Annotated in this window: 15 protein-coding genes; 5 read left to right on the top strand and 10 right to left on the bottom strand. The window is 60.2% G+C overall.

Going from position 1 to position 21,169, the window contains the following annotated elements:
• The first annotated feature begins 53 nt into the window (after positions 1–53).
• Complete coding sequence (locus FG95_RS04465; RefSeq protein ID WP_037511921.1) at positions 54–1,424, top strand: FAD-binding oxidoreductase; 1,371 nt, start codon at positions 54–56, stop codon at positions 1,422–1,424.
• 52 nt (positions 1,425–1,476) lie between these two features.
• Here the strand turns inward: FG95_RS04465 and FG95_RS19775 are convergent, their stop codons facing one another.
• From FG95_RS19775 to FG95_RS04420, 10 genes are all read right to left on the bottom strand, one after another.
• A complete protein-coding gene (locus FG95_RS19775) occupies positions 1,477–2,553 on the bottom strand; it encodes an acyltransferase family protein (protein ID WP_052182082.1) in 1,077 nt (358 codons plus the stop codon).
• A gap of 59 nt (positions 2,554–2,612) precedes the next feature.
• Complete coding sequence (locus FG95_RS04455) at positions 2,613–3,506, bottom strand: N-acetylmuramic acid 6-phosphate etherase (protein ID WP_037511919.1); 894 nt, start codon at positions 3,504–3,506, stop codon at positions 2,613–2,615.
• Entirely contained in the window at positions 3,493–5,058 is a 1,566-nt protein-coding gene (locus tag FG95_RS04450; protein ID WP_037511917.1) for a sodium:solute symporter, read from the bottom strand. Before FG95_RS04450 ends, FG95_RS04455 begins: the two co-directional genes overlap by 14 nt.
• A 125-nt stretch (positions 5,059–5,183) precedes the next feature.
• On the bottom strand, positions 5,184–8,015 hold the full coding sequence (locus FG95_RS04445) for a TonB-dependent receptor plug domain-containing protein (protein ID WP_161785621.1): 2,832 nt from the start codon (positions 8,013–8,015) through the stop codon (positions 5,184–5,186).
• Between the two features lie 175 nt (positions 8,016–8,190).
• On the bottom strand, positions 8,191–8,541 hold the full coding sequence (locus tag FG95_RS20895) for a hypothetical protein (protein WP_176473679.1): 351 nt from the start codon (positions 8,539–8,541) through the stop codon (positions 8,191–8,193).
• An 81-nt stretch (positions 8,542–8,622) separates the two neighbouring features.
• Positions 8,623–9,516, bottom strand: a complete 894-nt coding sequence (locus FG95_RS04440) for an ArdC family protein (protein ID WP_037511914.1) — start codon at positions 9,514–9,516, stop codon at positions 8,623–8,625.
• Positions 9,513–10,064 (bottom strand): hypothetical protein, encoded by a 552-nt coding sequence (locus FG95_RS04435; RefSeq protein ID WP_052182080.1) that lies wholly within the window; start codon positions 10,062–10,064, stop codon positions 9,513–9,515. The genes FG95_RS04440 and FG95_RS04435 overlap by 4 nt, the downstream gene beginning before the upstream one ends.
• Positions 10,065–10,167: 103 nt before the next feature.
• Entirely contained in the window at positions 10,168–12,216 is a 2,049-nt protein-coding gene (locus FG95_RS04430) for a ParB/RepB/Spo0J family partition protein (protein ID WP_052182079.1), read from the bottom strand.
• A gap of 482 nt (positions 12,217–12,698) precedes the next feature.
• Positions 12,699–13,160 (bottom strand): MucR family transcriptional regulator, encoded by a 462-nt coding sequence (locus FG95_RS04425; protein ID WP_037554241.1) that lies wholly within the window; start codon positions 13,158–13,160, stop codon positions 12,699–12,701.
• 261 nt (positions 13,161–13,421) lie between these two features.
• Positions 13,422–14,831, bottom strand: a complete 1,410-nt coding sequence (locus FG95_RS04420; RefSeq protein ID WP_268746856.1) for a strawberry notch C-terminal domain-containing protein — start codon at positions 14,829–14,831, stop codon at positions 13,422–13,424.
• Positions 14,832–14,996: 165 nt separating this feature from the next.
• On the opposite strand from FG95_RS04420, the gene FG95_RS04415 reads away from it, so the two are divergent.
• Genes FG95_RS04415 through FG95_RS04400 form a run of 4 tightly spaced genes read left to right on the top strand, consistent with a single transcriptional unit; the run spans position 14,997 to position 20,963 of the window.
• Positions 14,997–16,991: a hypothetical protein gene (locus FG95_RS04415; RefSeq protein WP_054946292.1), complete on the top strand. Its 1,995-nt coding sequence runs from the start codon at positions 14,997–14,999 to the stop codon at positions 16,989–16,991.
• On the top strand, positions 16,985–19,273 hold the full coding sequence (locus FG95_RS04410) for a site-specific integrase (protein WP_037554237.1): 2,289 nt from the start codon (positions 16,985–16,987) through the stop codon (positions 19,271–19,273). The genes FG95_RS04415 and FG95_RS04410 overlap by 7 nt, the downstream gene beginning before the upstream one ends.
• Positions 19,270–19,713 carry a hypothetical protein gene (locus FG95_RS20440; protein WP_152567572.1) on the top strand — a complete coding sequence of 148 codons (444 nt, stop codon included), beginning with the start codon at positions 19,270–19,272 and terminating at the stop codon, positions 19,711–19,713. The genes FG95_RS04410 and FG95_RS20440 overlap by 4 nt, the downstream gene beginning before the upstream one ends.
• Positions 19,710–20,963 (top strand): site-specific integrase, encoded by a 1,254-nt coding sequence (locus FG95_RS04400; RefSeq protein ID WP_037554234.1) that lies wholly within the window; start codon positions 19,710–19,712, stop codon positions 20,961–20,963. The genes FG95_RS20440 and FG95_RS04400 overlap by 4 nt, the downstream gene beginning before the upstream one ends.
• The last annotated feature ends 206 nt before the right edge of the window (positions 20,964–21,169 follow it).

Genomic DNA, 21,169 nt, shown 5'->3' with positions numbered 1-21,169 from the left:
ATACCTGTATAATACCAGTTTACCTTGATCCGCAAGGCAGATATATTCGCGGCATGACCCATCTGCGCGACATGCTTTCGAATTTCCTTGGCGACCGACTGATCACCGCTGAAACCGCGCGCGTCGCCTATACGCAAACCGAGGGTCACCATCCGGGCGAACTTCCGGCACTGGTGGCACAGCCCGTGTCGATCGAGGAGGTTCGCCAGCTAGTTCGCGCAGCTGCCGCGCAGGGCGTCCCGATCGTGGGTTATGGTGCCGGCACTTCTCTCGAGGGGAACGCGGCCGCCGTCACATCGGACACGCTCGTCGTAGATTTTTCGCGCATGAACGAGATAGTCGAGATTTCCCCGGAAGATCTACTTGTCGTGGTTCAGCCGGGCGTAACGCGCGAACAGCTCAACGAGGAGCTGCGCACCACAGGTCTCTTTTTTCCGGTCGATCCCGGGGCGAACGCAACCATCGGCGGGATGATCGCAACCCGGGCGTCCGGAACGACGACTGTACGTTACGGCAACATGCGCGACAATCTGCTTGCCCTCAAGGTCGTTACGGCAACTGGCGATCTGATCCAGACGGGGACCCGGGCCCGCAAATCGGCGGCGGGCTACGACCTTACTCATCTCTTCGCCGGATCCGAAGGCACTTTGGGCCTAATCGTGGAGGCGACCCTGCGCCTTCATGGGCAACCCGAACAGATCGTTTCCGCAAGCTGGGATTTCGCCAGCATAGAGGGTGCGGTCGATACCGTGATTCAGACCATCCAATCTGGGATCGCCATCGCGCGCATGGAGCTTCTCGACACGCGCGCGATGATCGCGTGCAACCGCCAGAGCCATCTCGGTCTCCCCGAATGTCCAACCCTCTTTCTGGAGTTCCACGGTTCCGGCGCCAGCATCTCCGAGCAATTGGAAATCGTTCGCGTTCTGGGAGATGCCAACGGCGGCGGGACACTCAGGTCCGCGACCGCGACGGAGGAACGGAACTTGCTATGGAAGGCGCGGCACCATCTGCTTTGGGCATCGCGGTCAATGGTTCCTGAGGCGCAAGCCTGGATCACCGACATTTGCGTCCCCATTTCGCGATTGGCCGAAGCCATTTCGCGTGCGGAAACGATGATCGAAGCATCGGGGCTGTTCGCTCCGATCCTGGGCCATGTCGGCGACGGGAATTTCCACGTCTTCTTCATTCTCCATCCCGACGACAAGCCCTCGTGGCAAAAGGCGGCGGTCATCAACGATGCCATGATCGATCACGCGCTCTCGGTTGGCGGAACCTGCACGGGTGAACATGGGATCGGCTTGGGCAAGCGCGACTCCCTGCTGCGCGAGAACGGGACGGCTTCCGTCGAGATCATGCGGCAACTCAAGCAGGCGCTCGATCCGGAGGGCATCTTCAATCCTGGCAAGATATTCGCAGCATGATGCCGAAAGCCGCCAGGCCCGCGACGACCACGCCGGCGTCATGCGGACCCGCCTACACCCGCAGCAAAAGGCCGCGGCGTTGAAGCGGTGCCAGCAGCAACCTGCAAAGAATTACCGCAAGAACGGCAAATAGCACCGACGCCCACATGGCCGACAGACCGGACGCCCGAAGCCCCGCGAGCAGGCTGTCCCAGAGCCGGTCCTCGCCGCCCGGCGGAAGGCGCAGCAGGGCGATCAGGAGCATATGGATCACATAGATGGTCAACGCCGCCTGGCCCACGGCGACGAACTGCTTCGCCCACCCATGCGGCTGCAGCACGGGCCAGGCGGCGCGAACCGCAGCGTAACCCGACGCGCCGATCCCCGACGTCACAAGCACGAAACTCGCGGTCCACAAATCCTTGTTGATCGGGATGACGATCGTCGTCAGCAGCCCGGTCAGCACGAGGAGGATGCCGGCGAACGCGAGGCGCCAGATGGGCCTCGGCGCGCTGGCCCAGCGCGCAAGCGCGACGCCAAGGAAACCGCTCGCCATGGAAGGCAGCGTGGACAAAATGCCCTCCGGATCCCAGCTGCCGCGCAATATCAATCCCGGCGGGAGTTGCCGATCGAGCCACCCGCTGATGCCCGCTCCGGGAGCGAGGCTGGCTACAGTATTTTCTGCACCGATGTTCAGCAGAACGAATGTGTGAGTGGCGATGATCGCCAGCCCCAGTCCCAGCGGAACGATCGCGCCGCGCCCGACGGAGACGATCACCGCGCAAGCGAGATATACGATGGCTATGCGCTGCAACACGCCTGCCCACCGCAATTGATCCCAATCGAATCCAGGCCGCAGGCACCAGTTGAGCGCGACGCCGATCGCGAAGAGCAACGCCCCGCGCCGGGCAATCGCACCCCAGGGCATCTGCCGCCGCAAACGTCCATCGAAAGCCAGCGATGCAGAGATGCCGACAATGAACAAAAATATCGGGAAGACGATATCGGCTAGCGTCAGGCCGTGCCAGGCGGCGTGCCGGAGGATCGCTGGTGCCGCGGGCACCAGGAAATTGACCAGCAGCATCAGCATCACATCGACTCCCCGCAGGAAATCGAGCGGCAGGTCGCGGGCGGGCGCCAATCGCGTCATGGCACCAGCCGGTCAGGATCCGCGCATGCCGTCAAATCGCTCTGCGACATCGCGCCATTTCATTTCTCCCCGAGCGCTGCGATGGCCTTGCCCAATATTCCGCCGTTGTCTCCGAGAAGCTTTGCCGCCCCCTCGGGGGTATTGCCTTTTGCGATGAGGACCGCCTTGGAGATGCTGTTTTCGCCCCGTTTGAGGGCAGCCATGGCTTCTTCCTCGGAGCAACTCGTCAGCATCTGTACGATTCCGGCCGCCCGCCGCTGCAATTTCGCGTTCGAGACAATCATGTCGACCATCTGGCCCTGATAGACCTTGCCGAGCTTCAGCATGATAGTCGTCGAGATGATGTTGACGGCGGCCTTCTGGGCCGTGCCAGCCTTCATGCGCGTCGACCCGCTGATGATCTCGCTTCCGGTGCCGAGCAAGATGGGGTGCAGCGCGGCTTCGAGGATCGGCGTCGATGCATTGTTCGCGATCGCGATCGTAAGCGCCCCGCGCGCCCGCGCAACCTCGATTGCCCGCAAAGTGAACGGAGTACGCCCGCTCGCCGCCACCGCTACCACGACATCGGCCGCGTTCACGGCGTGCTCGGCAATCTGCCTCTCGGCATCGGCAACATCGTCTTCGGCACCTTCGGCGCTCTCGATGAGTGCCGGGAGCCCGCCCGCCAGAAGATACAGCAATCGCTCTTCCGGCCAGCCGAAGGTAGGCGTCAGTTCGACACCGTCCTGAACCGCGACGCGGCCGGATGTCCCGGCGCCGACATAGATCAGGCGTCCTTGCGAAGACAAAAGCCGCTGCGCGGCCGCTGCGCACGCCGCGGCAATCGCATCCGCTTGGCTGTTCAAGGCTTCGATCGCTTCTCGTTGCCCCTCGATCATTGCGGTCACGGCGTCGATCGTCGGCCAATTGTCGATTTCGGCATAACGTGGGTCAATCGCTTCAGTACCCGGCATCTGTGCTTCTCTCTTTCTTGTTCGCGTTGCCGATGAGGCAAACCAGCGTGGAAACTGTCACGCCAACGCACAAGTGCCACGGGAAAGCGATTTTCTTTAGTGCTTCGGGCAAGCCAAGCACGTCGATCGTGAACGGTTGAAACAGCATGACGACGATGAAGCCGACCGCTAGGGCCGCGATGACCGACGCCGTTGATCCGCGCTTTGAAAACACCGCTGTTATATAGACTCCTAGCAATCCTGAATAGGCGAATGCCATCACTCCTAGGACAAATTCGAGCAGGGGAATGTCGCTGTATCGCTGCCAATAGAAGCAGACGATGGACATCAGGAAGAGGAGGACGCCCAGCAAAACTGTCGCAAGCCGCCCCGCGAGGATGAAGTGACGCTCGTCGCGCGGTCTCTTGCGCTCGATGAAAGGACGGTAGAAGTCGTTGATTGCTACGGCGGCCATTGAGATCAGGCCCGAATTGATGGCGGCGGCGGCGATGACGCCAACCGTTACGAACCCACGCAACCCGGGCGGGATTTCGCTCAGGATGAAGCTCATGAAAACGGTGATTTTTTCGCCCTGGAATGTCGGCGCGATCTGTCCCGGGATGGCCGCCATCAGGTCGGGGCGTTCATAGAAGATGTAGAGCAGCGAGCCGATGAAGAGGAAGATCAGGATGACGGGGATCGATGCCAGAACGGACCAGTAGAGGGCGCGGCTGCCCTGTTTCGCCGAATCGCAGGCGAGCAGGCGCTGCGTCGTATCTTGGTCGAGACCCGAATTCGCCGCGTTGATCAGGACCATCCCCGTCACTGCCGCCAGAACCGAAAAGGGCGTGCCGAGGTCGAGCGTCCAGTCAAGGACCTGCAACTTGCTCGCTCCGGAGGGAGGATGCGCAAGCGCGGTATAGATATCGGCGGCCGGCGCAGGAATCTTGGACAGCAGGAACAGGACGACGAAGATCGCCGCTCCGACATAAAGCACGACTTGGACCAGGTCGCTCCAGATCACAGAATTGAGGCCGCCCATAAAAGTGAAGGCGAGGCCGAAGACCAGCAAAACAAACGAGGCGATGATGATATGCTCGGGCGCGACGTCGAGGAAGAGGATCATCGAAACGGCGATCGCAGCAAGATAGAGGCGCGCCCCACTGGCAAACACCCGCCCGACCAGATACATGGCGCCTGCCGCTCGGCGAGCGGCCGGGCTGAACCGGGCCTCGAGCAGTTCATAGACGGTGGTGGCGCCCATCGCATAAAAGCGCGGCATCAGGATGGCGGCAACAAGCCACGCGCCGATCAGCGCGCCGATCACGCTCGTCAGATAGGTATAATTGCCCCTGAAGCTATTGTCGGGGACCCCCAGAAATGTTGCTGTCGATTGCACGGTCGACAGAACCGACACCGCAACCAGCCATGTTGGCGCGCGATGGCTGGCCAGAAAATAATCATCCGCATTCTGCATGTTGCGCCGCGTTGAGGCATAGCCGGCGATAGCGAGGATCAGGACATATCCGATCAGAATCGACCAATCCAGCGAAGTAAATTGTAACGTGTGCATAATGTCCCCGGATGGCGGTGAGGCGCGGACGTCAGACCTGAGAAATCGTCTGATGCGCCGCGCCTTGGACAACTCGCCCTGGTGGAATGGAGGCTAGGTGTCTACAATGCCTCCACTCCACGCCCTCACCGCCTTAGGGTGACGGAGAAGCCAAAGGTGGTTCCCAGCACGTCGTAAGTATCCGGGAATGTATTGTATGCCCCGGGATTGACCGGTAGCGGCGGCTTCTTGTCAAAGAGATTGTCGATCCCGAAGGCTAGGGTCAGCCCCTCGACGGGCGGACGAACCGCCAGGTTCAGGTCGAAATAATCATAAGCAGGAATCCGACCGGTGCTACCCGCGGTCGAATCGCGAACCGATCCGATGCGTTTCCATCCGAACTGGACCGTCAACGGCTTGCTGTCCCAGGTGATCGTAGCGCGCGACCGGAAATCTGGTGCAACCAGCGTCACAAGGTCCGATGAACAGGCAGCGCCATAGGTTCCCTTGCAATCGACGGGAGTTAGCGCGGCGTTACGCTGGATCGAATATTTGGTGACGATGCTCGCCGTATAGCCGAGGGTGAGCCGGCTCTCCGGCGGACCGAAATCGAGATCGAATCCATAACGGAAGTCGATGTCGATGCCTTGCTGCTTGATAAGCGCAAGGTTTCGATCATCGACAAAGGCATTGAGGATGTAACCGGTGGTTGGATCCCTGGTTACTGCGGCGCAGAGTGGATTGCCCGGCGTTGGATCGGTAATGTAGCAGCTCGTAAGCGCATCGACGGGTTGGATCTGGCCGACCGCGTTGCGAATATCGATCTTGTACCAGTCCACCGAAAGATTGAGACCACGCAGGAAGGTCGGGGTGAAGACGCCGCCAAGCGTGTAAGTTTTGCCCCTTTCGGCTTCGATGTTCGCGTTGCCACCGAAGAAATAGCCGCCCTGCAGATTTGCGGGGTTGTTGGAATCATAGGCTCCCCGATATCCCTGCGCCGTACATTGCGTGATCGTCGCCGAATTGGTCGCGCCCACGCACGGATCCCCGGCATAGCGCGGAAAAAGACGTGCAACCGTACGTAGATTAGCGAAGGGAATCGAAAAGACTGGGTTAGCGAATTCGCCAATATTGGCGTCGCGAATGACGGTTTGGCGCGTGCCGCGCAGCCGTAGGTCGTCGGAGACGATCCAGTTGATGCCAAGCTTGTTCGTATCGTAGCGCCGGTCGGCGCCCACCGATTTTTCATACCAGGATCGACGATACGCGCCTTCGACGGTCAGCTTTTGGACCAGCGGTAAATCCGACAGCAAGGGGACGATTAGTTCGCCGAACAATTCGTTCACCTTGACGAAGGGCGGAACCAGCGGCGCCGATTCGGTTCCCTGGTTGAACGACGTCCCGAGGTCAGCGCCATAGACAAACCGGCCGGTTTCTCGGCGGAATTCATAGCCTGCGGTGAAGCCGATCGGTCCTGCCCATCCAGCGAAGAAGTCGCTCGTATCGCCGGCAACATAGGCGGATGCCACCTGCTGCGTGCGTTTGCGGTTGCCGAAATTGAAATCGCGCAGCACGCTGGTGAAGTCACCGCCCGGCCCGAAGATGTCGGTCGTGTTAGCTAGGCCGGCAAAGGCGGACCGCGTCCCGTCGCCCTTGACGACGATCGATTCCTTGGACTGGCCATGCTGATAATAGGCATCCCAGCTGATTGCAGGCGTGATGTTGCCACGTAGCCCGATCAGGCCCTGGATGGTTTCGCGATTGTTCTGCGCATAGGTCACACCGAGTTCGCCGAGCGAGCGCCGGACGTTGACGGTAGCGAAACCGTTGACGAAGGTCAGCCGCGCCCGCGCTTGGGGGTCGAGGAATGGATTATTCTCGGCGATCTGGACGTTGATCCCATTGGCCCCTGTGGTCGGAGGATTCTGCCCCGACCGGCTGCCGCCGCGCGTCCGCAGGTCGGAGTACATCAGGCGGCCATAGAGCTCGACATTGTCAAACACGTCATATTTCAGAAAAGCGCTCGCGTTGATGCGCCGCAACGGCTGGACGAGCAGGAAATCGGGGGTGTAGTCGGTCGATTGCGGCGTCAGCGTGAAATTGCCCAACGCATCGTAGGAAAAGGTCCTACCGCTCGCCACGTCGGTGAAATTGCCGCCGATCGGCAACGTCGCCACGCCGCGCCGCGCAAAGGCGCGGTGCGCGGCCAGCAGTGGGTCGCGCTCGGTGTATTCGCCATAGACCACCAGATTGCCGCGGCCGCCGAGCGACATGCCGCCCATCACATGGCCACCGAATTGCGAAGCTCCACCCGACACCGCTCGATAATTTGCGTTCGCCTGCCACCCTTCAAACGAATCATCGATGATGAAGTTCACGACCCCTGCCACGGCGTCCGCGCCATAGACCGCTGCAGCGCCGCCGGTGAGCACATCGACGCGCTTGAGCAAGGGAGCCGGGATCGAGTTGACATCGACCGCATTGCGGAAGCTGAACGGAATGGCGCGCGTTCCGTTGATCAGTACGAGGGTGCGGTTCTGCCCGAGGTTACGCAGGTCCAGGGTCTGCGCGCCGAATGCGTCGCTGCCCACCGATGTCGAGTTCACGCCGCCCGCGAGCTGCGGCATCTTGACCGAGAAGTCTTCGATCGTGACCGCCCGTTGAAGCGAAATCTGCTCACCCTCCACCGCGCTGATCGGGCTGGTGGAGGTCAGGCCGGGCGTACGGACACGCGTGCCGGTGACGATGATGTCCGTCTCCGCGCGCGCTTCGCTCGTTGTGCTATCGGTTTCTTGCGCAAACACGGCACTTGCTGACATGAGCGCAATCGCTGAAGCTATCGCCGACCCGCAACGCAGGAATCCGCCTTTTATCCGTCCCATTTTGCTCACTCCCCTCTTCAAACCTGTCTCGACAATAACACAGTTATATACCATTTCAATACCAATATGAGCAGCTATGCTGAGCATCAATTCCATTCGCTTGCTCATCTCGTGTGACGAGTCGAGATCCCGGCGTAGGCGTCTTATTTGGATAGGGTTTATCCCGCTCTGCATCTACGGTTCGTTGAACGCTAACCGTAGATTTTGTGTCATAGGCAGACATGAGTGCGCGACGCCTAAACACCCTCCAATGGCCTCGCCACGCTTTAGGTCATAGGTTAGGTTCGGCAGTTGGTGTTAAAACTGATACCAGTCGAAGGGGAAAACGGTGAAAGGCCGATCGCCATGCGCCCTGAGCAAAGCCATCTCGCAAGCCGCGCCGATCCCGAAATTGTCCGGCTTGAGGGAAGAGGCGGCCGTGACCAGCGTGGCCCAGTCCACCGCCCATCATCCGATCCGCGAACTCTCCAGTAAAATGGGTGCCGTAGTTCTGGATCGGCGACCTGGAGTCGAGGAAACCATATCGTGCGGACAGCACGGTGATTTTCAGCATCTTGCGATCGCCCGCATGGCAACGGACCGTTTGCCAAAGCGGTCCGTCATAGCGGTCGATGGCGGGCATATAGCCGTCATCTTGCCGCTTTGTCGCGGAACAGGCGAGGATGAGCAACCGATGGGTGCGAAGTGAAGGCGCGCTCATCGATCAAGCCGCTATCGGGAGGGCTGAGGCGGCATGAGCGTGGATCCAGTCCGTTGCCGCTTGTGCCGCGGCGGCCGCGCGAAAGATCGCCCGCGTGTCGTTGCCAAGCGCCGTCAACCAGCTCGAGACATAAGCAGCGTGATCCGCCCTTGGCGAATAGCCCAGACCAAGGTCGGCCATCAAGAAGCTGGCGCCGATCTCGGCAACCAGCTCTTCGCGGGCCCGGATGGTCCGATCCTTGAAATAGTCCCGAAGCGTTTCGCGGGCGAGGCGCTGCGCGCTTCCCGTCGAATGAACGATTTCATGTCCGAGCGTCGAAATGAAGCCTTCGTCGCTGTCGAAGGCTTCGCGGTCGGGCATGTAGACGCGGTCCTCATCGGGCCGAAAATACGCGTCCCAAGGGCCGTAGTGCACAGGGACGCCAACGCTTTCGAGGAACAGTTTCGCAGAGGCGGCTGTTTCGCCGATCGGCCGTGCGCTTGCCAGTGTCCGTTCGGGCGAGCCATCGACCTGCGATTGGTTGAAGACGACAAAGCTCCGAGCAAAGAAGCGGGCGCTGCGTTCCTCGCCATCGGAATCCGCCGACGTGGGTTCGTCACGCTCCTGCTTTTTCCACAGAATGACGTGCGTACCGGTTTCGCCGCGGCGCACCTGTGCGCCGACCTCAGTCCACTGACGGTAGGTTGCCCAGGTGCCGGATTGAAAGCCTTGAGCTTCAGCAGAGGCCCAAAGGACGAGGCGGTTGATGCCGGTATAAGCGCGTCCGACAGCACTCGTCGGCCGCATCAGCGTCCCGCCGTCATGGTGCCAGGGCATACGCCACTGGCCGGCGCCGGCGTCGATCGCAGCGGCTAGCTCGGCGGTGATGGTTTGATAGATATCGTGACGAGGTTTCATGTCGCTGGTCCTTTCTGAAGCTGCGAGCGGTGCTCGCCGCCTCCTCCCCCACTTTCCTCCCTTCCCGCGCTCGCGCGGGAAATGTCGCGGGGCGACGTGACGTCTTCGGAGGTGATCACCAGCGGGGGAATCTTGAATTCGGCGGCGGCGAACCAGGCGCGCAGCGTCGAGATGTGTTCATGTGCTTTGACAGTCTCGCTGGTAGCGACGACGTTCCCATCGTTGTCCGCCGGATAATCTTCCACGGGACCGCGCCCCGTGAAAACGACACGTTCGGCGCGCCAGCCTCCCGGATAGCCGGCGCACGTCCGTGTGAACGGAAGGCCGCGATCCTCACACCATTCTTCCAGAGCGCCGAAACGCCCGCCGATCGCTTGATGGTCGAACAGGCGAAGTGGCTGGCCTTCACTTCGAAGTTCTGGCGAGAATTCCTCTCCATCCTCCTCGCGGGAAAGACCCTCACAGACGATCAGATGACAGAGCGTGATAAAGTCGTCGGCGGACACGCGGCCGCCGATGACGATCGATGCAAATGCACAATCGGGCATCTTGTTGACTCCAATAGAGAAATTTCAGAATGTCGACAGCGGCGCGGAGGCAGGCTTCCAACTGGAAGTCGAGACCCTTGCTTCCGCGCCGCCCAGCGATGCCTCAGGCTGCGTCGGCCAAAATGGCCTCGGTCTGGTCGACCTCGTTCACGGCAGGGTTGGCCTCGTCGGCTTGCTCGTCATCAGCGTCATCGATGGCAGGTTGCTCTTCGCTGCTGTCATCGTCGACCAGCGGCGCTTCCGGTTCATCCGGGGTCCCGGCAGCGCGAAACATCATGACGTCCGGGATCCAGCTCTGCGCCCGCGCCTTCACCTCAGGCGTGACGATGGCTTCGCCGGCGCAGAGTTTTGCGGCCGCAGACGATAGGGCGGCCTTCTTTTCGCTGGCGTAGCGACCCGGAAGCTCGGGATCGAGCTTGCCCAGGATCGACAGAATCTGCGGCTTGCGGATCTTGTCGAAGAAGACATCCGCGCTCGGCCGCCAGTGTTCGGCGGTATCGATTTCGAGCAGCGCGCCAAGCTCGGATTGGAAGCGGTTAGCGCGATCGCCGCTGGCGAGGCTCGCCTGAAGGCTTTGACTGACGGCAAACGCAAGCCATGCTGCCTTGTCCGTTTCGTCGAGTTCGCGGAACGCCATGAACGCGCTGAAACTGTCGTCGGCGCCTGCCCAATCGCACGGAAGACCGGAGCGGACCGCGTCGAGGCCATCTTGTGCGGCCGTTGAATGGGCGGCGGGGACGCCGGCGGGGTCAAAGAGCTCGCCGATCGTCACCATGACGCCCGTGTCGTTGTAAGCGGCGTGGCCCGTAAATTTCCGCGCGAGGCGGAAGATGGTCAGATCGAGCGCGAGTGCGGGATCATGGGCGATGTGCAACGCCAACACGTCACGCCGTTCCTTGGCAAGCTGCTCCTCGAGCGACCGGGGAAGAGCGTCCTCCAGGGCAGCGCGGTCAGCACCGCCGCCGGTGACCTTTTGCGACTGCTTTTCGCGCTTGAGGGCCTTCGTCGAAAAGTAGCGGTGCGACGCCTTCGGGGTGCCATCGCTGGCGAGCACCACGAACTTTCCAACATGCGGTCGTTCGTCTTCCGGAATGACATAGCTGCGTTTGTCGATCTCGGTGTGCTCGGCGTCCAGCGCTTCATTCTCCGCTTCGAGACGTGAAATCACGTCCGGATCGGTTGCATCCTCCAGTTCTTCTTCGATCGACTGCAGACGCTCTTCGATCGCGATCATGCGGGCCTGGTCTTCTTCGCTCAGCTCGCCGCGCCGGATGTAATAGTCGTGCAAGCCTTCGGTCGCCGAATGGGGAACATGCTGGGCTAGGAGAACCCGAACCCATCCCAGTGTGCCGACGGCCATGGCGTCTGCAGCTTGCTCGAGCTTCCTGCGTGCGATGTCTTCGGCGATCGGGCGATCAAGCCATTGACCTTCGCCCTCGCCGGCGAAGAGGTCACGTTCGATGCGGCCACCGGCGGCGAGATACTCCTCCTCACCGACCAGTTTAGCAACCGCGCTGTTCGCCTCGATCGCGCTGTCGTTGACATAGCGCCGGATCGTGTGCGGCTGGTCGCCTTGCCAGCTATCCTTGAAAACATTCCAGGCTGCGAGCTGGGTGTCCCGATCGGAGGTGCTGCCGTAAGCCTTGGCGACGTCGAGGGTGATTTTCCCTTCGGCAAGGGCGTCGAAGATCGGCTCTGCAAGATCGGCGAGGCGGAGGCGCCCCTGAACGTGACGAACCGTGACGCCCATGCGCCGCGCGAGTTCTTCTTCGCTTTCGCCCTTGTCCATGGCCGCTCGATAACCGCGGCATTCATCGGCGGGAGACATGGCTTCGCGGATGATGTTCTCGGCCAAACTGATCTCTTCGGCGAGCGCGGCGGCTTCGTCATTGCACACACGCGCATCGACCATCGCATTCTTTGGCAGCTTGCCGCTCTTGATGAGCTGCGCGATCGCGCGCCAGCGTCGGCCGCCCGCATGAACGTCGAAGAACGACTTCTTGTCGGTAGCCGGGCTGACGATGACCGGTTGAAGAAGTCCATATGCGTCGATCGAAACCGCGAGGGCATCGATACCGGCTTGGGTAAAGGTTTTGCGGGCATTGGCCGGCGAGAGGCGGAGCTTGTTGAAAGGAATCGGCTGGTTCTGCATGATGAATCTCCGGTGACAACCGAGACCCGGTTCATGGGCTTAACTCCCAAGGGGCCTCGCCCCCTTCCTTCCCCCTCCCCTCTCATCCTTGGCGTGCCAAAGGCGCGCCATAGTTCCGCGCAGCGCGGGTCATTGCGCGCTGGCGCTGTCCCCCTATGGAAGAGTGTGTGGCTGGGAGTTTTGAATCGCTCGAAGAGATCAGGCGAAACCGCTCAAATGTCGCGGTGCGATGCGGATTCTGTGGCCATCAGGGCGTCGTGGACGGCGGAATATTGTGGCGTTGGTTTGCTCTTCACCGATGGGATAGTCGGCCGACAGACGTCATCGAGCATATGCGCTGCACTATCTGCCGGCGCCGACCGGTCGAGGTCGGGGCAACGTCGGAAGCTCCGACGGTTGAATTTGGGCCGCGCGATGAGGCGGAATGGCAGGAAGTGGTGGCGAGGCTGCGCCATAGGCCGCCTCGCCAGCCAGATTGGTGATCAGGCGCGCTTTGCAGCCGGTTTGGCGGCACCGCGCGCAGGTTTACGGCCGCCACCCCGTCCCTTCGTGCCGAGCCCGATTTCTTTTGCCAGCACCCGCCGCTTCTCGGCATAGCTTGGTGCGACCATCGGATAATCGGCAGGCAGGCCCCATTTTGCCCGATAGTCTTCGGGCGTCAGCCCATAATGAGTCATAAGGTGTCGGCGAAGCATTTTAAGCTTCTTTCCGTCTTCAAGACATACGATGTAGTCGGGTTTCACCGACGACCGAATTGAAGCCGCCGGCACAAGCGGCTCTTCCGGCTTTTCAGCGGGATGCGATAGTCCGGAGAGTGCGGCATGCACGTTGGTGATTAGAAGGGAAAGATCTGATATTGCGACACTATTGTTCCCAACATGCGCGGCAACAATATCTGCGGTGAGGGTGAGAAGATCACCCGTGTCCTGGGGAACATCGTTCATTTGACTTTTCCTGGTTAGGTTGCGACCGGTGCCCTAATCCCCACTGGCGAGCCGTCCTGCAAGCAGTTTTTGCATTATACCTGCGAGAGAGCCTGCTGGAAAGTGCCATGATTTGACACTTCAACAATTTACAGGGGTGTAAGTCTATAATGCTATCAAATGAAGACACGTTGACATTTCAAGGACTACCGCGGACGACTCCGACAATATGCCTCTATTGTTGGCCGCCACTGCTTCCTGGACTACCTTCGGATTGCTGGTTCATTTAGCAGAGAGCGCCGAGACAATGTCGGCAGCTCGTGACACCGGGATGAACATTCGGGTCTTGAACTGGATGATCTCCGTGAAACAGCCTTGAGCCTTTAGCGTCGGCAAAGACCGGGGATCAAATCCGCTGAGCTCGAGGCGCGATTCCCCATTCACGCGTCTTCGCTGGAGCGTCAAACCGGTGTTGTTGCCGATCGCCACCGTCTTGCCTTCCCAGGCGGCCGCAACAATTTCTTCCGGTGTTAGACTGATGGCGCCAGTTATGCCGAGCTTGCCGAGCAATGTATTCACATCGCCGCGCGGGACAATACGCCCAAGCAGCGCACGCCCGTCGGCGGTCACGAGGCGACGAACTTCAGGATCATCGCCCAGCAGATTCCAGATTGGAAGCAAGCGGCCAACCGCGAGGAAGAAGCGTTCGCGGTTCGGCTCCTGGACGAGTTCATCGCACTCGGCCTTCCAGCATATTTCGAATGTCCCGAAGTCGGCGGGCTCCCACATGCTCTCTTCGAGGTCACCGGCAGTGATGTATTGGCGATGCCCGGGCCGTGTGAGCTGCCAAGTCGCCACGGCCTCGCCCGTATCGGTAACGCGCGTCCGTGCCGGCGTCTGCAGCGCAACCTTACCCGAACGGCCGTTGCGCAAGCGCAGCGCCCGGTTGCCGAAACGATCGGCCAGTGCGGACACATCCGCCAGCGAGCGCACGTCGCGCTGCCACTCAGCCTCCACAGTGAGGAGCCGTGTCGAGGTCGAGGTGTCCGCCCCGCCGCGGAGGATTATTTCGTCGGCGATCGTCAGCTTGTCGGCGCGGATGGTTTCGACTCCGGCATCGAAGGTGCCAGCCTTTTTCGCGGTATCGATGCGAGTTTCGACAAGCCCGAGATACTCGTCAAAGATCGCATTCTGGATCGCAATCGGCAGGGCAAGAATGCGGTTAAGCCACCGCTGGATGGGCGGCAGCTTGTCGACCAGCTCACCCTCATATTCGAGGCGCAGCCCGGTACGGTGACAGAAATCGCCGAATGTGACGCTCTTCAGCTTACCGTGATGCAAGAGTCGATACCAGGTCAGCAGCGCATCTTTGGCATAGTCGCTTTCGAGATTGTCCATCGGATCGAAGAGATTTTGCCCGCCAGTCTGGCGCTGTCCCCGGGTAAGCGCGCCGAGCGCATCGAGCCGACGCGCGATCGTCGAGATGAAACGGCGTTCTCCGCGGCAATCGGTCGTCACCGGGCGAAAGATCGGAGGCTGTGCCTGGTTGGTCCGATTGGTTCGGCCGAGCCCTTGGACCGCGCGATCGGCGCGCCAGCCTGGTTCGAGGAGCATTTTGGCGTTTTGCGATCGATATCGAATCAGATTTTCGCTATCAACACAGCCGCTTAGCGAATCTGCTCGACTCGATATGTATCCTCACAGGCTTGATTGGAGGGTACGTTGGACAGCTTCGAAGTCAAGGAGCATTTTGGCGTTTTGCGATCGATATCGAATCAGATTTTCGCTATCAACACAGCCGCTTAGCGAATCTGCTCGACTCGATATGTATCCTCACAGGCTTGATTGGAGGGTACGTTGGACAGCTTCGAAGTCAAGGTCGACGGCAGGATTTTCGATTTCGCCGTGGTGGTTCCGCTCTATGGCACCGCGGCGGCCAAGCGCCTCGCGTCTGCGTGGGAGCAGCAATTCATCGGCTGTACCGCGTCGACAACTGCGGGTTATTTTCGGGCGTTCGTCCGCTTTCTCCGCTGGGTGGCTCTGAGGGCCGAAATATGCGCAGAATCTGCAGAGGCCCTATTCTTCAATTCGATCCAGCTCGGGCGGTCAGAGCGCTTGACGAAAATGCTCATGTACGAGGTGGGCGAGGCTTGGGCGTCACGGTTACGCGACATCGAGTGCTTCGAAATCATCAACAACACCAACCTGCTTTCCAGGAAAGCTCTCCTCGAAGCCGTTGTCAGTTGCCTGCGGCGGCTGTCCCGCGCCGGCCTCTGGAGCGATCCCGGTAGATTTACACCCGTTGCCCGGGGGCAACTGACGGGACGGAACATTCCATCATTCGGCGAACTCAACAAGGTCGAACTGCCGACGGATCTACAAGGGTGGGTACGACCGAAATACGACCAGCTCGACTGGCGCGAAGTCATCCGTCTCAACGATGAACGACTTTATGCGCTGCGGGCAATCTGCGTGCGTACTCTGCGCGCCGGAATAGCCAAGTGGGAAACTGGTCAGGCTTTCACAGCAGCGCGGGATCTACCGACACCGCGGACACCAGAGGACCTCCTCCAGGAATTGAGCGCGCTTCACGTCCGAAGAGCCACGCTCTCCGACGAGAATCGTGCCAATGCCAGACAGCGAGGCATGGCCATCATGGTGCGCTATCTCGCGCTGGCGGAACCGCATCGACGGAGTTTCAACGACTGGAAGAATACGATGCTGGGCTGCCATGGCACGGCGCTCGGTGGCTGGACGGAAGCCGTCAGTCACGTTGAGGGCAACGTTCGGTTGCTGCTCGCTGCGCAAACCATCGTCATGATCGACACCGCATTCAATGTATCGACCTGTGACCGGCTCGCCGCAGATCCCTTCATCGGTGATATTCACCGGGGCAAAGTCCGGATCATCACCGTCGCCGCGGCAAAATTGCGCGCCCGTGGCGAAATCCAGGAAGGCACCCTTTGGGAAGGCGCCGACATTGACGTCCGCCACAACGACGGCGATCTCAGCGGTGCCGAAGCGATCCGCGCCTGGCAGAAGCTGTCGGAGCGCATTCGGGCAACGGCCCGATACCTCGAATTGCCCACTGCCGATAAGCTCTGGATCGTGCCTGGATATAAATCCGACCGCAACCGTATCGGTCCGATGACAACCGCTGCCATCGATCACCACTGGCAGGCGATGCTGGCCGAGAATTTCGAGCACCCCGTCATTGGCCGGCTACCGCTACGTCGCCAGATGATCCGGCCCACGGTCCTTCAACTGGAAGCGGCGCGCGCCAATTTCGAACATACGGTCGCGGCGCGATTGGCTCAGCACAAGAACTCAGCCACCACCATGCGGTATCTGAGCCGTCCGTGGTTCAAAGCCCTTCTTGCCTCAAAAATGCGGACATTCCTAGCCGCATTAGAAGCGGGCCTCATCGAACCCATCGAAGGAGCGGCCGATACCCTTGGAACATCGATGACGCACGAGAGCGCCTTGGACCACGCCAGAACCACGGGCCTGGGCTTTCTCTGCACGGCCCCCAAGACGTCCAACAACGAGGATACAGGACCCTGCATGGCCATCGACAAATGCGCGACTTGTCATTTCCGGCAGTTCCGGCCGAGCAACGATAGCATCCGGGCGCTTGTCCTTTTCCAACGATCTCTTGGCCGGCAGGAGGAAGCGTTCAAGGCGAACAATCCTGCAAGATGGGCCGAGGTCTGGCTGAATTTCCAGGCTCTCTGCGAAGTCATTCTTGATCGGTTGCGGTCCTCCCATCACCGTCGCGCTCTCAGGATGATGGAGGCCGAAGTCGATGCCGGCCTGACGGCGGGCACTGTGCGGGCCATCGAGTTATGGTGAGCCGGGTCCATCAACCGCCACGACACGCCCGCGAGGCAGGTGCTGCCGCCTTTTGCGAGTTCCTGCAAAACCCGAGGCCGCTCTGGCTCAAGGACGGCACTCTCGAGGATAATGCCTGGTTGGTTGAGCTCGACAACCCGACGATACGCCGGCACGCGAGCACGACGATCCGGTTCGACATCTTGATCGCACCAGACCGACGCCTGACGGACTACGCCGAATGGCGAGATCTCCTTACCGCCAAGAAATACGTCTATTACGCGCTTACCGGGCCGAATGCCTGGGTCCGCTCTGCCTCGACCATCCGGGAGGAATATGCGGGGTTCGTTGCATTCCTTCGTTGGCGCACCGCGTGTGGGCTTCCTGGCATGTCGGATCTGACACAGGCCTGGTTCGAGGAGTTTTGCGACAGCCTGAAGCACGCCGGCATGGAAGGACTGATCCGATCTGAAGCTGCGGCGCGAGAAGCCGTTAAAAGATGTCGTCATGCCGGCCGCGCTCCGCCTGTTCAACAAAGTGACCCGAATACTTTCTCCGTCGAAGCGGCCAGCAGGCTGGCCGGTTTCGAATATAGCAAACAGCTATCGGACAATGCGGCGAAGATTTTTGCTGATTGGGCCGTTGAGAACGGCCTCAAAATCACCCCCTGTCTTCATAACCGGGTAAACAATCGCAAGAGAGATCAGACATTCTGTGGGCAATCCTTAGATCGCTATATGCGCGTTTGGGAACGACTTGGCCGCCTCCAGGAAGAACTCACACATGATCCGATTGGATATAGACCATTCAACAGAAGGATCGACTCCGCCCGGTTAGCCAGGAAGCTCGGTGCACCGCTTTCCAAAACCCCGACCGCGCCGGCAACCCAAACCTGTTTTCTCATTGATCGCGCACTTCGATGGGTATTGTTTTACGCCGACGATCTGAAGACACTTGTCGATGACGTCCGTCATGCCGAGCGAGGGTTCAGGAACGAGCCTGGCAAATGGCGTCGTGCAAAACTGGTCCACGACATCTGGAACAGTCCGGCGCTCAAGCATGTGCGCGAGGATGGAGCACTGGGCATTCCCAGCATCGGCCATTTCGATGGCGCGGCTATCAACAATGTCACGACCAGCCTCCACCATATCTTCCTGCGCCTGCTTCCCACTGCGTGCGTGATCGTCATCGCGGCCTTCTCGGCAAGAAGGATCGAGGAAATTCTCAGCTTACGAGATGATTGCCTGGAGGATGATGGCGGTGAGCTTTGGCTCAAGACCTTCATCGCCAAAAGCGTCCGCGGTCGGGAGCGGATTCCGGCCCCGGCGGCGGTAGCAAAAGCCGTGGAGATATTGATGTGGCTGAGTGCAACCGCACGCAAGGAATCCGGATCACGGTGGCTGCTACAGTTACACAACCCATTCGCCAGGGCCCCGTCGGTCCAGACCCCCAACATCAGCCGCGGCTTGCTGGCCTTTGCCGAGGAGATGAAGGTGCCTGCGCTTCCCGACGGCACTTATTGGTCCTTCGCTCCACACCAGTTCCGTCGGTTTTTCGCGGTCGTCTATTATTATCGGTATCGGGACCGCTCGCTGACCGCCCTATCCCAATATCTTTGCCACTATGATCCGGACAGCACCCGTTCGTACATCACCGAAGCGCGGTTCGGAGGTTTCTTCAAGCTTGTCGACCATGCCCGAGCAGACCTTGAACAGGCCAGGCGTGCGCTTGCACGCGAAGACCTGAGGCTGCGAACATTCGAGGAGGTCGGCCTCGACTTCCGTCTCGAGATCTATCGTCGGGCACTCGATGGTCATGAGCAACTCAGCGGCAGGGCCGGGACAAGGATCCTGAACGACCTTCAACGTCTCAAGGCTGATTGGCAAGCACGCGCCGAGGTCGGCGACTACGGTGCAGACGGGCCGACATTCGATCGACTGCTCATTGAGTTTGCGGGGGCGCAAAGTCTGGAACCGAATGGCCAGGGCCATTCCTATTGCGCGTGTGGTAACTCGGAAAAGGACCTCAGCGTGGCGGGCTGTGTGATTGCGGCCCGAAGAAAGAATCCGGAGGCACAACGACGCCAAGGTCCCGATTTACGGTACGCTGAAGATCTGATCTGCGCCGGATGCCCGCACAATGTGCAGTTGGCCGAGAACAGGAGATACTGGGAAAAGGTGATAGAAAGCGCCAATAGCGCTTGCCTCATGTGCCCGGGAACAGTGCTGGCAGCCAGGATGGCCGAAAGACGGCAAGCGGCCGAAGATCACCTGGCCCGTTTCCATGGAGTCGATCAGAAATGAAACCATCTGCTGCCAGGGAATCCTTTCAGCGCAAAGTTGAATTGCTCGAATCCTGGGCTGCGAAGGGAGGCCTTCCGGAGGGAGAATATTGCCCACGCGGGCCAGCAGAACTTGCCCGTTGGGTCGATATGGAACGGGGGCTCACCGCCTGGTCGAATCCCAATTTGGCAGCTCCGGCCCCGTCCGGTCATTATCCAGAATTGCGCGCGCGTTTTGATACGGTTGCGGCCAAGCTCTTGAAACCCGTACAACGACCGGGCACGGAACTTCAGTCTCTGAAACGAGAGGTCCAGGCGCTCGCCCAGCAAATGGCTGTCCTCTCCAGCGAGCACCGACTTATGGGACAAGCTCTGACCCGTGAGCGACAGTTGAAGGAGATCGCCCAGGCCCAACTTGCGGAAGCGCGATCCGAGCTCGCCCGCATTGTGCCGATCCGATGAAGGCCAGCTTAGGCCGTACCAGGATCGTGCGGGCATCCGAAGACTTTGTGCTGCAAAAGCATCGTCTACCGCGATTCCCGCTCGTTCTCGATCCTGGCGGGGCGTTGGTCGAACCGATCTTCGACTATTTGCGCGCCCAGGCCGTTCAGCGCCATCTGGCGCCGGGAAGTATTGAAGATGAGGCTTATATTCTCTGCGCCTGGTGGGACTTCGTACTCGGGCAACCCGCGACGAGCAGCATAAGCCTCGACTCGATTGTCAGCTGGACAGGAACGGAACTCGAACGTCTGAGGCTCGGAAACCCGGGAGCCAGAACGCGTCGCCGCCTGTCGCGCTGCCTCGACGTAATCTCACGCTTCCATCGTTACCTGCTTCAGGAACACAGCTACTCGCAGGGCCATGAGGAATGGCGCGCGGCAAACTATGTTGCGCGTCTGGATGCCCGTTTATCTGACCCCAGCACAGGCAAGGTGACGTTCGGTTATAGCGCAAAAGCCAAAAACGGTGGCCGCCCGACGCCGTCGGATGATGCGGTCGAACAGGTGCTGGATGTGCTTTCCAGTCCGGATAATCCCTATCTCGCCGCGAGGAACTGGCTGATCGCACGCTGGATGCGAGACGTGGGCTTACGTCGTGCGGGCGTTGCCTCGTTGACGATCGAACGCTTGCGGGCGTCGCTGGTCGCCGAGGGCATTCTCGCGCCCAACGAACATTTTACGCGCGCAGGCACATCATCGAAATCTCGTACGGAGATGCGCGGCGCGGTGGAACGCTTCCGTCAGAGCGGCCGCACATTCGTCACCGCAGAGATCATAGAGAAGGGCGGAAAGACCCGCGAAATCAAGGTGCCGTTTCAACTACTCCACCAGACCCTCGACTTTATATGGTCGGAACGCGCCAAGGTGCAGTCTTCCGGGCCGGTGTTTCACGGATATTTGTGGCTGTCGCTGAAAACCAAAGATGGATTAACCGCCAAGGCAGTCGGAGATATCGTCAAGGATGCCTTCGTCGTGGCTGACGTTCGGGGTAGCGGCCATCGATTGCGTGCCTGCTTTGCGGAGGAAGTCGTCTTCCGGCTGTATGCATTGGCAAAGGGGAGTTCCGACATCCTGTTCGATGACCACCAGATCTTGATCGACGCCGCAGAAGAACTTGGGCATTCCGACTGGCGTAGCTTGCGATACTATCTCAACAGGGCGGCTCGAAACTATGCTGCTCTCAACCGCGCCGTCCGGCCCGCGACAAGTTGAGGATCTCCATAAGGCTCGCTCCCGCAACCCCCTGCACCCCAGAATTTGAAAGGCCATCGGCTGCTGCTGTGTTGGCTCCGGGCTACGCCCTCCGCCAACACAGCAGCAGCCGATCCCGGCCGTAAGTGTCGCGGCCAAGTCTCCCGTAACCGTCGACTCTGCGGCCGTACCGCGCTAAGGATATCCAACGAGGAATACGTCAAAAG

Source organism: Sphingopyxis sp. LC363, assembly GCF_000756385.1.
Lineage (GTDB): Bacteria > Pseudomonadota > Alphaproteobacteria > Sphingomonadales > Sphingomonadaceae > Sphingopyxis.
The sequence above is the reverse complement of the archived record's forward strand: the minus strand, read 5'-3'. Positions and strand labels throughout refer to the sequence as shown.